General features: G+C 68.1%; 13 protein-coding genes. 5 read left to right on the forward strand and 8 right to left on the reverse strand.

From position 1 onward, the window contains the following. Positions 1 to 121: 121 nt before the first annotated feature. The gene (locus J1902_RS00785; protein ID WP_207614546.1) at positions 122 to 883 is read right to left on the reverse strand and encodes an isoprenyl transferase; all 762 of its coding nucleotides are present in this window, start codon (positions 881 to 883) and stop codon (positions 122 to 124) included. A gap of 225 nt (positions 884 to 1,108) precedes the next feature. On the opposite strand from J1902_RS00785, the gene trhA reads away from it, so the two are divergent. Further along, positions 1,109 to 1,750, forward strand: coding sequence for a PAQR family membrane homeostasis protein TrhA (gene trhA / locus J1902_RS00790; protein ID WP_207614282.1), 642 nt, complete (start codon positions 1,109 to 1,111; stop codon positions 1,748 to 1,750). A gap of 18 nt (positions 1,751 to 1,768) precedes the next feature. Here the strand turns inward: trhA and J1902_RS00795 are convergent, their stop codons facing one another. The 3 genes from J1902_RS00795 to mca all read right to left on the reverse strand — a co-directional run bounded on the left by J1902_RS00795 (position 1,769) and on the right by mca (position 5,287). Then, a complete protein-coding gene (locus J1902_RS00795; protein ID WP_242701418.1) occupies positions 1,769 to 3,964 on the reverse strand; it encodes a thioredoxin domain-containing protein in 2,196 nt (731 codons plus the stop codon). Positions 3,965 to 3,983: 19 nt separating this feature from the next. Then, a complete protein-coding gene (locus J1902_RS00800) occupies positions 3,984 to 4,268 on the reverse strand; it encodes a hypothetical protein (RefSeq protein ID WP_207614284.1) in 285 nt (94 codons plus the stop codon). A 113-nt stretch (positions 4,269 to 4,381) separates the two neighbouring features. Beyond that, entirely contained in the window at positions 4,382 to 5,287 is a 906-nt protein-coding gene (gene mca / locus J1902_RS00805; RefSeq protein WP_207614285.1) for a mycothiol conjugate amidase Mca, read from the reverse strand. A gap of 75 nt (positions 5,288 to 5,362) precedes the next feature. On the opposite strand from mca, the gene J1902_RS00810 reads away from it, so the two are divergent. Then, positions 5,363 to 5,821, forward strand: coding sequence for a DUF4307 domain-containing protein (locus J1902_RS00810; protein ID WP_207614286.1), 459 nt, complete (start codon positions 5,363 to 5,365; stop codon positions 5,819 to 5,821). Positions 5,822 to 5,973: 152 nt separating this feature from the next. Next, positions 5,974 to 6,468 (forward strand): transcription elongation factor GreA, encoded by a 495-nt coding sequence (greA, locus tag J1902_RS00815; protein WP_207614287.1) that lies wholly within the window; start codon positions 5,974 to 5,976, stop codon positions 6,466 to 6,468. 68 nt (positions 6,469 to 6,536) lie between these two features. On the opposite strand, the gene J1902_RS00820 is transcribed toward greA, so the two are convergent. From J1902_RS00820 to J1902_RS00835, 4 genes are read right to left on the reverse strand one after another with little or no spacing between them, the layout of a single operon-like run. Then, positions 6,537 to 7,151, reverse strand: coding sequence for a rhomboid family intramembrane serine protease (locus J1902_RS00820; protein WP_207614288.1), 615 nt, complete (start codon positions 7,149 to 7,151; stop codon positions 6,537 to 6,539). Positions 7,152 to 7,165: 14 nt separating this feature from the next. Next, positions 7,166 to 8,404: a threonine ammonia-lyase gene (gene ilvA, locus J1902_RS00825; protein WP_207614289.1), complete on the reverse strand. Its 1,239-nt coding sequence runs from the start codon at positions 8,402 to 8,404 to the stop codon at positions 7,166 to 7,168. Between the two features lie 3 nt (positions 8,405 to 8,407). Next, positions 8,408 to 9,688: an AI-2E family transporter gene (locus J1902_RS00830; RefSeq protein ID WP_207614290.1), complete on the reverse strand. Its 1,281-nt coding sequence runs from the start codon at positions 9,686 to 9,688 to the stop codon at positions 8,408 to 8,410. Between the two features lie 40 nt (positions 9,689 to 9,728). Next, positions 9,729 to 10,679: an aldose 1-epimerase family protein gene (locus J1902_RS00835; RefSeq protein ID WP_207614291.1), complete on the reverse strand. Its 951-nt coding sequence runs from the start codon at positions 10,677 to 10,679 to the stop codon at positions 9,729 to 9,731. A gap of 90 nt (positions 10,680 to 10,769) precedes the next feature. Here J1902_RS00835 and galT point away from each other — a divergent pair, with 90 nt between their 5' ends. Beyond that, positions 10,770 to 11,900: a galactose-1-phosphate uridylyltransferase gene (galT, locus tag J1902_RS00840; protein WP_207614292.1), complete on the forward strand. Its 1,131-nt coding sequence runs from the start codon at positions 10,770 to 10,772 to the stop codon at positions 11,898 to 11,900. Next, positions 11,897 to 13,057, forward strand: coding sequence for a galactokinase (gene galK / locus J1902_RS00845; RefSeq protein WP_207614293.1), 1,161 nt, complete (start codon positions 11,897 to 11,899; stop codon positions 13,055 to 13,057). The genes galT and galK overlap by 4 nt, the downstream gene beginning before the upstream one ends. The last annotated feature ends 44 nt before the right edge of the window (positions 13,058 to 13,101 follow it).

Consider the following 13,101-nt stretch of genomic DNA (forward strand, 5'->3'; position numbering starts at 1 on the left):
GGTTTGCCTGCTAATGGGATTAACGTATTCCTGCGCGGTTACATTTCCGCGTAGGCGCGGCGGCCTGTCTTGTATCGAAGAGGTGAATTCCGCGTTAACGGGATTTCACAGGTCACGCGAGCTACGCGCCGAAGCGCCGCTGACGGCCGGCATAGTCGCGCAGGGCCCTCAGGAAGTCGACCTTGCGGAAGGCCGGCCACAGCGCTTCGCAGAAGTAGAACTCGCTGTAGGCGCTTTGCCACATGAGGAAGCCGGAGAGCCGCTGCTCCCCCGAGGTCCGGATGACCAGTTCGGGATCGGGCTGCCCGCGGGTGTAGAGGAACCGGGAGATGTCGTCCACGGACAAAGCATCGGCGACCTCGGCCATGCCGCGGCCCTCGGCGGCGGCCTCGTGCAGGAGTTCCCGGACGGCGTCGACGATTTCCCGCCGGCCACCATACCCGACGGCGACATTCACGTGGATCTTTTCCTGGATGGGCGTCCGGGCGGTCAGTTTGTTCAGCCGCTCGGCGAGGTAGTCGGGCAGGAGTTCCGGGGCGCCCATGGCGTGGACGGAAATGTTCTCGTCCTCGTCCAGGCGGTCCATGGTGTTGGCGATGATCCCCATGAGCAAGTCCAGTTCCTCGCCGGAGCGGCTCATGTTGTCCGTGGACAGCATGTACAACGTGACTACTTTGACGCCCAGTTCCTGGCACCAGCCCAGGAACTCGTGGATCTTGTCCGCGCCGGCCTGGTGGCCCTGGCTGGTGGGGGCGTTGAACTGCCTCGCCCAGCGGCGGTTGCCGTCAACCATGACGCCGATATGCCGCGGAATCCGCTCCGGATCAAGCGAGCGGGCCAGCCTGCGTTCGTAGAAGCCGTAGAGGAAACCGGGAAGTTCCATCCGGATGCTCACCTGACTTCCTTTGAGTTGACGACGGCGGTGCGCGGCCGGCCGCGGGCCGGGCTGCGGCCGCACGCGGCTGCTTTCAGCGGCGGCCGTGGTGCCGCAGCTGCATGTTCTAGGCTACCTGCCGAAGCTGGGCGCTCGGTGCAGGGACTGTCGCAGGGCAGGCAAGGAAATCGCTACTCAAAAGTAACTTACCGATCCGTAGCTTACTCTTTAACAATGGCCGAACTGCTCACCACCAAGCCCACCTGGCGCGGATGGATCCACGCCGTGGCCGCCCCGTTCGCTGTCGCCGCAGGCATCGTCCTGGTGGCCCTGGCTCCCACAACTGACCGGAAAATCGCGTCCATTGTCTACGCCGTGACGGGCGTGCTCCTCTTTGGTGTCAGCGCCGTCTACCACCGCGGCAACTGGTCCCCGCCGCTCAGGATGCTGCTCAAGCGCCTGGACCACACCAACATCATGCTGGTCATTGCCGGCAGCTACACGCCGCTGGCCTGGTCACTGCTGGAGCGCCCGCAGGCCGTACTCCTGCTGTGGGTGATCTGGTCCGGGGCCATCCTGGGTGTGCTCTTCCGGGTGCTCTGGACCGGGGCCCCACGGTGGCTCTATGTGCCGATCTATGTGGCCCTGGGCTGCGGGGCCCTGTTCTACCTGCCCCAGTTCTTCGCGGCCAACGCCGCCGCCGCGGCCCTCATCTGCATAGGCGGCGCCCTCTACATCGCCGGGGCAGTGCTCTACGGCATCAAGAAGCCCAACTTCAGCGTCCGGAACTTCGGCTTCCATGAGCTCTTCCACGCCTTCACGGTGCTCGCCTTCGCCGCGCACTTCACCGCCATCATGATGGCGGTGCTCAGCTAACAGCCCGCGCAGGCGCTGTCAGTTCCCCGCGGCCATGGCGGCCAGGCGCTCCCGCAGTTCAGGCACCGTCCCCAGCGGCCTGTCGCACACCATCGCGCGGCACAGATACACCTGCGGCGAGCCGTCGGCAGCGGCCGAGCGGTTGGCCAGCAGCGGGACCCGGCGTCGGGCCCCGGTCCCCGCAGCGCTCCCGGCACCCCCGGAGTCGGCCGCACCGCCGTCGTCGTTCTGCACCGCGACCACAAGGCCCGGGCTCGCAGATTGCAGCAGCGCCCGGTGCAATCCGCGCCGGGACGGTCCGTCAGGGCCGGCGACGGCGGCCTCCACCGGACCGGCCAAGGCCGCCTGCGCTGTTGCCAGCAGCCAGCCCGCAACCCGGGGAGCCCGCGCGGCTATGGGCGGCAGCAGACCCAGGATGTTCCCGGCCATGATCCGGTGTTCGTTTGAGCCGGAGTAGGCCGCGTAGGACAGGAGCACACCGGCGAAGGCCGCGGCTCCGCCGGGCGTGGCACCGTCAAAGGGATCCAGTCCCGAATGCTGCCCCTGGGCGTTGAAGACCTGCGCAGACTCCCCGGCCGAGTCCGTCAGGCGCCCTTCGGCCACGAACCGGGAACAGGCCGCCCCGATGACGTCCTCCGCCAGGGCATACCAGCGCGCCTCTCCGGTAACGGAGTACAGGGCCAGGAAGCCCTCGGCGCAGAAGGCGTAGTCCTCCAGCAGGCCGCCGATGCCCCGCGCCGCGCCGCCGTGCGAGACCCGCGTCAGCAGCTTGGCCTCAGCGTTCCAGTGGACGCGCTCGAGGTAACCGGCCACGCTGGCGGCCGCTGCAACGAGCCCAGGGCCGTCCAGCACGGCGCCGGCTTCCGCCAGGGCCGCCACGGCGAGTCCGTTCCACCCTGCCACCACCTTGTCGTCGCGGGCCGGCTGGGGCCGTCGGGCGCGGGCGGCCAGCAGCAGGGGCCGCGCACGCTCCCACAGCCCCGGCTCCTGCCCGTCCAGCCGGCGGCCAGGGTGCAGCGGCGAGCCCAATTCGGACACCGTTCCGGCGTCGCGGATGTTCATGAGTCGGGCAACCGCCCCGGTATCTCCCAGTCCCAGGACATCGTCCAGGACCTCGCCGAGCGAGGAGGGGTTCCACAGGTAGGCGGCGCCCTCGTGGTGCACGCCGTCCACCACCGTGTCCGCGTCGAGCGAGGAGGCAAGGCCCTGCGGGCCGCCCACCTCGTCCGGACCCGCGTCGCCGGCGGCCCCCAGCCCCAGCGAAGCGACCATCCAGTCCGCGCAGCGGGACGCCACCTGCGCTGCCTCCCCGGCGGAGAAAACTTCGGTGCCGCCCAGGCGAACCCAGTGCGTGTAGACACGGAGCAGTTGGGCGTTGTCATAGAGCATCTTCTCGAAGTGCGGCACGGACCAGTCGTCCGTGACCGAATAGCGCGCAAAGCCGCCGTCGAGCTGGTCGCGCAGGGCAGAGCGGGCCATGGCGGCCAGCGTCCGGGCGGCCATGCCGCTGGCGGCTTCGGCGGTGTCCGAAGGCATGGCAGCGTGCCGGACCAGGAACTCCAGAACCGCCGACGGCGGGAACTTGGGCGCGCCGCCGAAGCCGCCGTCGGGATCCTCGGAACGGGCCAGCATGCGGACTGCCTCGGACAGCAGCCCGGGGTCGACGACGGCGGGCGGGCCGTCGAGCGCGACGGCGGCGGCGAGCTGTGCCTCGCCCATGTGGGCGGCCAGGCCGCGGGCGTTCTGCTCGACGGCGTCGCGGCGTTCCAGCCAGGCCTCGCGGACGGCTTCGAGCACCTGTCGGAAGGAGGGGCTACCGGGCATGGGCCGCGGCGGGAAGTAGGTGCCGGCGTGGAAGGCCAGGCCCTCGGGGGTGAGGAACACGGACATCGGCCAGCCGCCCTGGCCGCTGATGGCCTGCGTGGCCGCCATGTAGACGGCGTCGACGTCGGGGCGTTCTTCCCGGTCCACCTTGATGGCCACAAAGTGGGCGTTCAGGTAGTCGGCGGTGTCCTGGTCCTCGAAGGACTCGTGGGCCATGACGTGGCACCAGTGGCAGGCGGCATAGCCGATGGAGAGGAAAACCGGAACATCCCGGGCAGCGGCGAAGGCGAAGGCCTCGTCGCCGAAGGGCCGCCAGTGGACCGGGTTGTGTGCGTGCTGGCGCAGATAGGCCGATGGTTCGGTGCCCAGGGCGTTGGCGGCCCCGGGCATGCTGTTGCTTGCTCCGGTGTCAGCGGGCCCCGGGTGCGGCATCGCCGTCGGCTTCTGTGGGGGCGTCGCCGGCCTCTGCGGCTTCGGCGGCCAAACGGGCTTCCTCCACCTGGCCGCGGTAGCGGACACGGCGGATGCGGCGGACCATGTCCACGATCAGCAGCGTGGTCAGCACCACGATGAAGGCCGTCAGAACGAAGCCCCAGGTACCCGGTGTCACCTGGTCTTCGGACAGACCGGGGCGCAGCGACGGCGTCGGGGAAGGCGTCGGGGTCGTGGCCAGGGTGAGGAGCAAATGGTGCACGGTTCAAACCTTCTGTGGGAGCTGATTCCTGCCGGTTTGCTTCCGCGGCAAGGGGCCGGGCCGCAACTGGACGGCCCGGCGACTTCTACGAGCGATAGAAGCAGCCGGCACTCCTATCTTATCCCCGCGAAGAGGTCCTTTTCAGGCAGCTCGGACGGGACGTTGGAGTGGACCAGCGTATAGTCCTCCCAGGGCCAGGCCCTGCGCTGCATCGACGGGGACACTGCGAAGAAAAAGCCCAGCGGATCGATCTGCGTGCGGTGCGCCCGGAGGGCGTCGTCGCGGGCTTCGAAGAAGTCCCCGCAGTCAATCTGGGTGGTGGTCCGGTTAGCCGTTGCCGGCGGGGTGTGGCCCTCGGCGTCAGCCTCAAGCCAGGCCGCCAGACGCTCCGCGTACGGCGACTGCAGCCCGGCTTCCTCCAACGCGAAGTGCAGGGCCCGGAAGCGTTCCGGGCTGAAGGCGCGGTCGTAGTACAGCTTGCCGGGCACCCAGGCTTCCCCGGTGCCGGGGTAACGCTCCGGATCGCCGGCGGCATGGAACGCCTCCACGGCAACCTTGTGGGCCATGATGTGGTCCGGGTGCGGGTAGCCGCCGTTTTCGTCGTAGCTGATGATCACGTGGGGTTTGAAGTCGCGGACCAGGCGGACCAGCGGCGCCGCGGCGCGTTCCAGCGGCTGCAGCGCGAAGCAGCCGGCCGGCAGCGGCGGCATGGGGTCGCCGTCGGGCAATCCTGAATCCACAAAGCCCAGCCACTGCTGGCGGATCCCCAGCACGGCGGCGGCATTGTCCATCTCCAGGCGGCGGGCGCCTGCCATGTCCCGCTTGGGATGCGGGGCATCCTCCATGGCCGGGTTCTGGATGTCCCCGCGGGAGCCATCCGTGCACGTGGCGACCATGACCTCCACGCCCGCAGCGGCATACATTGCCATGGTTGCAGCGCCCTTGCTGGACTCGTCGTCAGGGTGTGCGTGGACGGCAAGCAACCGCAGCTGCTGGGCGGGGCTGGTGGACGCAGTCACGGGACGGCTCCTCTTTCATCGGGCAGTTCATGGGCGGTGCAACTGGAGGGCCGGGATCCGAACTAAACTGGATGGGTGACTTCCGAGGACCCATCGGCCACCGCGCTGCCGGCAACTACCAGCCTAGCCAATCGCTACGGCGGCCAAAAGCGCGCCCTGGGCGGCAAGACCAAACGCAACATCGTCATCGCCGCCCTGGTGCTGGCCATGGCCTTCATGGCCTGGATCGCCACGTCGTCCGCTCAGGCACCGGTGACCTTCAAGGACATCGGCTACAGCACCGTGGATGAGACCCAGGCCGAGGTGGACTACCAGGTCACCAAGTACCCGGGATCCACGGCCAAGTGCGCCATCAAGGCGATGGATTCGAAGTTCGCGGTGGTGGGCTGGAAGGTTGTTGAGATCGGCCCGAACGATCCCAAGGCAGGTGCCGACGGCGGCAGCACCACCGCCCAGCGCACCGTTCTGCAGACCGAGTCCGCGGCCGTGTCCGGCGTCGTGGACAGCTGCTGGATTGTGGACAGCGGTAAATGACAATCACGTGAGCCATGTCTCAGCCAGCTTGGGTTTGTCCATAGGAATGACTACACTGGATCAAAACCTTCACCCCGCTAAGTTGGTTACTGAGTTCCACGAGTGGCCACCTCGGCGGGGTCTTTGCTTGTCAGATCCATAAGGAGAAATCCGTGTCTACCACCAACAGCGCGCCTGCAGCTTGGCTTACCCAGGAAGCTTTTGACCGCCTGAAGGCAGAGCTGGACCACCTTTCCGGTGCAGGCCGGGCGGAAATCGTCCAGAAGATCGAAGCCGCACGCCAGGAGGGCGACCTCAAGGAAAACGGTGGCTACCACGCAGCCAAGGAAGAGCAGGGCAAAATCGAGGCCCGCATCCGCCAGCTCACCGCGCTCCTCCGCGACGCCCATGTGGGCGAAGCCCCGGCTGACGACGGAATCGTGGAACCCGGCATGCTTGTTGTTGCCCGCATCGCCGGCGACGAAGAGACCTTCCTGCTCGGCTCCCGCGAAATCGCCGGCAACTCCGACATGGACGTCTTCAGTGAGAAGTCCCCGCTCGGTGCCGCGATCATGGGCCACAAGGAGGGCGACAAGCTCAGCTACACCGCCCCCAACGGCAAGGAAATCCCGGTGGAGATCGTTTCCGCCAAGCCGTACGCCGGCTAAGCAGCCTTAAAGCACGACGCCGGCCCTCCCCTTCACGGGGCGGGCCGGCGTTTTTTGTGTGTCTGGCGTCAGTCCGTGGCCCCGCGCTTGGGCCGCAGCACGACAGCAGCCGTGATGCCACCGACGGCCCCGCCGAGGTGTGCCTGCCAGGAGACGAAGCCCATGACGGTGGGCAGCACGCCGAACAGGATGCTTCCGTAGGCCATGAAGAGCACCACGGACAGCAGGATCTGCCACCAGCTCCGGTTGAAGAAGCCGCGGACCAGCAGGAAGGCGAAGAAGCCAAACACCAGACCCGACGCTCCCACTGTCACGCCTCCCCCGCCGATCAGCCACACGACGGTCCCGGAGCCCAGCCAGCTGAAGGCCAGAGCGGTGAGGAAGGTGCGCACCCCCGCGAGGAACACCAGGAAACCGAAAATGATGAGCGGCAGGGTGTTGGACAGCAGGTGCCCCAGATTGGCGTGGAGCAACGGAAACGTCAGGATGTCCAGGAACCCGTTGATGTTCCGCGGCCGCAGCCCGAACGTGCCGTTGAGGCTGTGCTGCATGACGGTGTTCAGGAGCTCGATCACGTACAGCAGGATGACGAAGCCGCCCATGAAGAGCAGCCCGCCCTTGGCCCGTTCCGCAAGTGCCTCCTTGGCCGTTCCGCTCCCGCTTCCGGGCGTTCCAAGAACCATTGGCCAGCCTCCTGTCAGTGCACCACGATGGGCTGGAAGCCCTCGGCGCGCAGCGCCGCCAGGACCTGCTCGCTGTGTTCGTGGCCCTTGGTTTCCAGGTTTACGGTGATGGACACATCGCCCATGCTGATGGAACCGCCCACGCGGGTGTGGTCCAGGCCGGTGACGTTGGCATCGTTTTCGGCGATGATGCGGGCGATGGTCGCCAGCGAGCCGGGACGGTCGTCGAGCATCATGCGCACGGTCATGAAGCGCCCTGCGGCGGAGAGGCCGCGCTGGATCACCTTGAGCATGAGCATGGGGTCGATGTTGCCGCCGGACAGGATGACAGCCGTGGTGCCCGGGTTTTCGATCTTGCCGTCCATGAGCGCGGCAACTCCCACGGCGCCGGCCGGTTCCACCACCAGCTTGGCCCGTTCCAACAGGAAGATGAGCGCCCGGGCAAGGGAATCCTCGCTGACCGTCACCACATCGTCCACGAGTTCGCGGATGATGCTGAAGGGCAACTGGCCGGGGCGTCCGACGGCGATGCCGTCAGCCATCGTGGAGACCTTCTTGAGCGGGACCAGCGCGTCCGCGGCCAGCGATGGAGGGTAGGCCGCCGCGTTTTCCGCCTGGACGCCGATGATCCGGATTTCCCGGCCGAGTTCCTTGGCGCGGGCCTTGATGGCGACCGCGACGCCGGCGAGGAGCCCGCCGCCGCCGACGCCCATCAGGATGGTGTCCACGTTGGGGATCTGCTCCAGGATTTCCAGGCCGATGGTGCCCTGGCCGGCCACGACGTCCACGTTGTCGAAGGGGTGCACGAAGACGGCGCCGGTCTCGTTGGCGTAGCGCTGTGCCTCGGCGAGGGCCTCGTCAACGTTGTGGCCGTGCAGCACCACCTCGGCACCGTGGCTGCGCGTTGCGGCCAGCTTGGGCAGCGCAACGCCCAACGGCATGTAGATGCGGGCGTTGATGCCCAGGCTCTTGGCGGCAACGGCCACACCCTGGGCGTGGTTTCCGGCCGAGGCTGCCACGACGCCGCGCTTCTTTTCCTCTTCGGAGAGCCGGGCCATGCGTACGTAGGCGCCACGGACCTTGAAGGAACCGGCGCGCTGGAGGTTCTCGCACTTGAAGAAGACCTCGCCTCCCACCATGGCGCCCAGGGCGCGGGAAGACTCGATGGGGGTCTTGGTAATAATGCCCTCGAGCAGCTCCTGCGCCTTGAGGACATCGTCCAGGGTGACGGGCAGGGTTTCGAGGGTATTCACTGGTTATTCTCCTTTGGTGGTGTCGGCTGCCGGGTTCTCAACGGACTTCCCTTCTGCGGCCGTACTCTTCTTTGCAGCACCCTTGCCGCGGCCGGATTTCCCGCCCGGCAAGTGGATTTCCTTGATGGTGGTATCCGTGCCGGGGCCGGGCAAAGCGGCCTCCGCGCGCAGCTCCGCCGCGGCCAATCCCTCATCATGTTCCCACGTCCGGGCGGAGATGTAGCGAATCGCCGAGTTTGCTACGGCCAAGAGGGGGACGGCAAACAGTGCACCGGGGATGCCCGCCAGGTACGATCCGGCTGCCACGGACAGGATGACGGCCACGGGATGGAGTGCCACGGCCTTGCCCATCACCAGGGGCTGCAGGATGTGGCTTTCCAGCTGCTGGACGAGCAGCACGATGGCCAGCATGATGAGCGCATTGACCGGGCCGTTGGCGACGAGGGCCAGCAGTACGGCGATGGCTCCGGTGACCAGGGCACCCACAATGGGGATGAACGAACCCATGAACACGAGCACGGCAAGCGGCAGCGCGAGCGGTACCTGGATGATGGCGGCGCCAACACCGATGCCCACCGCGTCCACAAAGGCCACAAACATCTGGATCCGCACGTAGCTCACCATGGAGGTCCAGCCGCGGCGTCCGGCGCCATCGGCGGCCGTGCGTGCCGCGCGCGGCAGCAGCCGCACCAGGAAGCCCCAGATCCGACCGCCTTCAAGCAGGAAGAAGATCAGGATGAACAGCGCCAAGAGCAGCCCGGCAGCGAAATGCCCGGCCGTGCTGCCGAAGGACAGGGCGCCGCTGAGAATGCTGCTGGTGTTGTCCTGTAGGGCGGCGACGCCCTCCGAAATGTATTTGTCGATCTGGTCCGCGGTCAGGTGCAGCGGCCCCTCGGACAGCCAGGACTGGACCTGCTGGATGCCGGCCAGTGCCTGATTCCACAGCTCGCCAAACCCTCTGACCAGCTGGCGGCCCACCAGGGCGAGCGCACCTGCAATCAATCCGACGAAGCCCAGCACCGTCAGTGCCACGGCGGCTCCGGTGGGCACCTTGACGCTTCTGAGCCACGCCGTGACGGGGTAGAGCAGCCCGGCAAGAAGTGCGGCCACCATGACCGGGATGATGAGGAAGCTGATTCTGCCCAGCAGCCACACGAGAACGCCGCCGATCAGCAGGATGAGGCCCAGCCGCCACGACCAGGCGGCGGCAATCCGGATCCCGTACGGAATATGCTCGGCGATCTGGCGGTCAGTCGGGGCCTTGGCGTCCTGTGCTGGCGTCATTCCCCCATCCTTCCGCAGCCGGTCCCGTATGGGAAACCGCTCAGAGGGAAGCCGTAATGGCCCAGTTCATCGTGAACGACTCCCCCGGGGCCAGCCAGCGGAGCCCGTCGCCGCTGTTGAAGGCGTTGGCCGGCCCGGTCATGGGTTCGATCGCCACGGCCTTGGACCGGCCGGGGAAACCGTCCGTGACGAAGACATGGACGTAGGCGCAGCTCTCGTCCTGTTCCAGGCTGACGCTGCGGCCATCCGGCGCGGTCAGCACATGGCGGGCCGTGCCGCCGTCGTACGCCAGGTCCGTGTAGGCGACGTCGAGGTCCAGCCCGGCCACGCGGGCTCCGGCCGCGAGATCGAAGTCGCCGTCCACGGGGGCGCTGCTGCGCGGGATGAGCCGTTCATCGGCCACCAGCCGGGTGCCGGCCTTGACGGTCAGCACCAGGTCTTCGCTGGGAACCTCGCCCAGGCGCAGGTAGGGGTGCGAGCCGAGCACGAAGGGCGCGTTGCTGCCGGAGTCGTTCACCAGGGTCTGGGACACGCGCAGCTCCAGCCCGGCGTCGAGTTCGTAGCGGACGCGGTGGCGGACCAGGAAGGGGTAGCCGTGCTGCGGGAAGACCGTGGCCTCGAGGGTGACGGAGAACTCGGATTCGTCCACCAGTTCGTACGGGGCGTTGCGCAGGAGGCCGTGGCTGGCGTTGTTGCGGGAGACCTCGGTGATGTCCAGTTGCTGCTTCTTGCCGTCCAGGTACCAGACGCCGTCCTCGATCCGGTTGGCCCAGGGAGCGAGCGTGATGCCGGTGGCTCCGGGCGGGATGTCGGCGTCGCCGTAGCTTTCCGTCAGCTGGACGCCGGCGCGGGAGTACAGGCGCAGCCCGGCAGCGAGTTCGGTGATGACCGCGAGCGCGTCGCCGCGGCGCAGCTCGAACTGGCGTCCGCTGGCGAAGCGGCGGTGTGCGGAATCGTCGGCGGTTCCGGCGGGGGGTGTGGTCGAAGGCATGGCACCACCGTACTGCACTATCGAAGGCACCGTTTGTTCCTTTTTGTTTGAAACTATGCGCTTTTGGGAGTTTCGTGGAATGATGGATCCATGACGCGCATCACCAGCACGAATCTCGCCGACGGCCGTGAACTGCTCTACTTCGACGACGCCGGCACGGCCCCCCGCAGCGCGGCCTCCCTGGTGGACTGCCGGGAGCTGCCCGGCCGGGGCGAACCTGGCGAGCTCCGGTTCGACGCCCTCTCCGGCGACTGGGTGGCCGTCGCCGCCCACCGGCAGGGCCGGACGCACCTTCCGCCCGCAGACCAGTGCCCCATCTGCCCCACCACCGCGGCGAACCCCTCGGAGATCCCGGCGCCGGACTACGACGTCGTGGTGTTCGAAAACCGCTTCCCTTCCCTGGGCCCCGCACTCGGCGGTGTCCCCGACTCCGCGCCGCACGGCACCGCGGTCCCCGCCTACGGCCGCTGCGAGGTGGTCTCCTTCACGCCCAAACACACCGGATCCTTCAGCGAACTGGGCGAAACCCGGGCACGGACGGTCATCGAGGCCTGGGCCCAGCGCACCGAGGCACTCAGCGCACTGCCGGGCATCAAGCAGGTCTTTCCCTTTGAGAACCGCGGGGCGGAAATCGGCGTCACCCTGCACCACCCGCACGGCCAGATCTACGCCTACCCCTACGTGACTCCGCGGGCGGCGGTTCTCGGCAGCGCGGCCCGAAAGTACTACGACGACGCCGACGGTACGGACACGCTAACGGCCTCGCTGCTGCGCGCCGAACGGGAGGACGGCAGCCGCATGGTCCTGGAGGGCGAGCATTTCAGCGCCTATGTGCCCTTCTCGGCCCGCTGGCCCCTGGAAGTCCACCTCGTCCCGCACCGCCGGGTGCCGGACCTCGCGGCTCTCACGGGCGGCGAGCGTGACGAGCTGGCCCATGTGTACCTGGACCTGCTCCGGCGCTTTGACGCCCTGTACCCGACGCCCACGCCGTACATTTCGGCCTGGCACCAGGCTCCCCTGGACAGTCTCCTGCGCCCCGCGGGGCACCTCCATCTGCAGCTGACCTCACCGCGCCGCGCGGCGGACAAGCTGAAGTTCCTCGCAGGCTCGGAGGCAGCCATGGGAGCGTTCATCAACGACACCACTCCGGAATCCGTGGCCGAGCGCCTGCGCGCCGTCGCGGCAGTTCCGGCCCCCGCACTGGAAGGCACCCGGGCATGACCACCACCACCGAGGCCGGCGTCCTCGCCGCCCGCTTTGAGGAAACCTTCGGAGCAGCCCCCGACGGCGTCTGGCAGGCGCCGGGCCGCGTGAACCTGATCGGTGAACACACCGACTACAACGAAGGCTTCGTGCTGCCTTTCGCGATCGACAAGACGGCCCGCGTGGCGTTGCGGCTCCGCGACGATTCCACGGTCCGCCTGCTGTCCACTTTCGGCGGGCACGGCCTGGTCGAGTCCGGCCTTGCCGGGCTCGCCCCGGGCTCGGGATCCGGCTGGACCCGGTATCCGCTGGGCGTGGCCTGGGCACTGCAGGAACACGGCATCGAGGTCCCCGGCTTCGATCTGCTGCTCGACTCGGATGTCCCCTCCGGCGCGGGGCTCTCCTCCTCGCATGCGATAGAGTGCGCGGTCATCTCGGCCCTCAATGAGCTCACGGAGGCCCGGCTCGGCGCGGAAGAGCTGGTGCTGGCCACGCAGCGGGCCGAGAACGTCTTTGTGGGCGCCCCCACCGGCATCATGGACCAGTCTGCCTCGCTGCGCGGCGCCAAGGGCCAGGCCGTGTTCCTCGACTGCCGGGACCAGCACGTCGAGCTTGTCCCCTTCGACGCCGAAGCGGCCGGGCTGGTCATGCTGGTGATCGACACCAAGGTCTCGCACTCCCACGCCGACGGCGGCTACGCGTCCCGGCGGGCCTCCTGCGAGCTGGGTGCCGGGCTGCTGGGCGTCACAGCACTGCGCGACGTCGGGGTGGCGGCACTGGACGACGCCGCGGCTTTGCTGGATCCCACCACCCTGCGGCGCGTGCGCCACGTGGTGAGCGAAAACGAGCGCGTGCTGCAGACAGTCAGGACCCTCGCCAACGACGGTCCGGCCGGGATCGGCGCGCTGCTCGATGCCAGCCATGCCTCCATGCGGGACGATTTCGAAATCTCCTGCCCCGAGCTGGACCTCGCCGTGGACACGAGCCGCGCGAACGGAGCCATCGGCGCCCGCATGACGGGAGGAGGTTTTGGCGGCTCCGCCATTGCCCTCACCCCGGTGGAGCACGAGCAGGCGGTGCGCGACGCCGTCGTGCGTTCCTTCGCGGAAGCAGGCTACACGGCTCCGGACATCTTCACGGTCACCCCGGCAGCCGGGGCACGCCGGATCGCCTAGCCCAGTGCCCCCGGGCGCGCTGCTGGGGGCCGGGCGTAAGCTGG

Source organism: Arthrobacter cavernae, assembly GCF_017368795.1.
Classification (GTDB): domain Bacteria; phylum Actinomycetota; class Actinomycetes; order Actinomycetales; family Micrococcaceae; genus Arthrobacter; species Arthrobacter cavernae.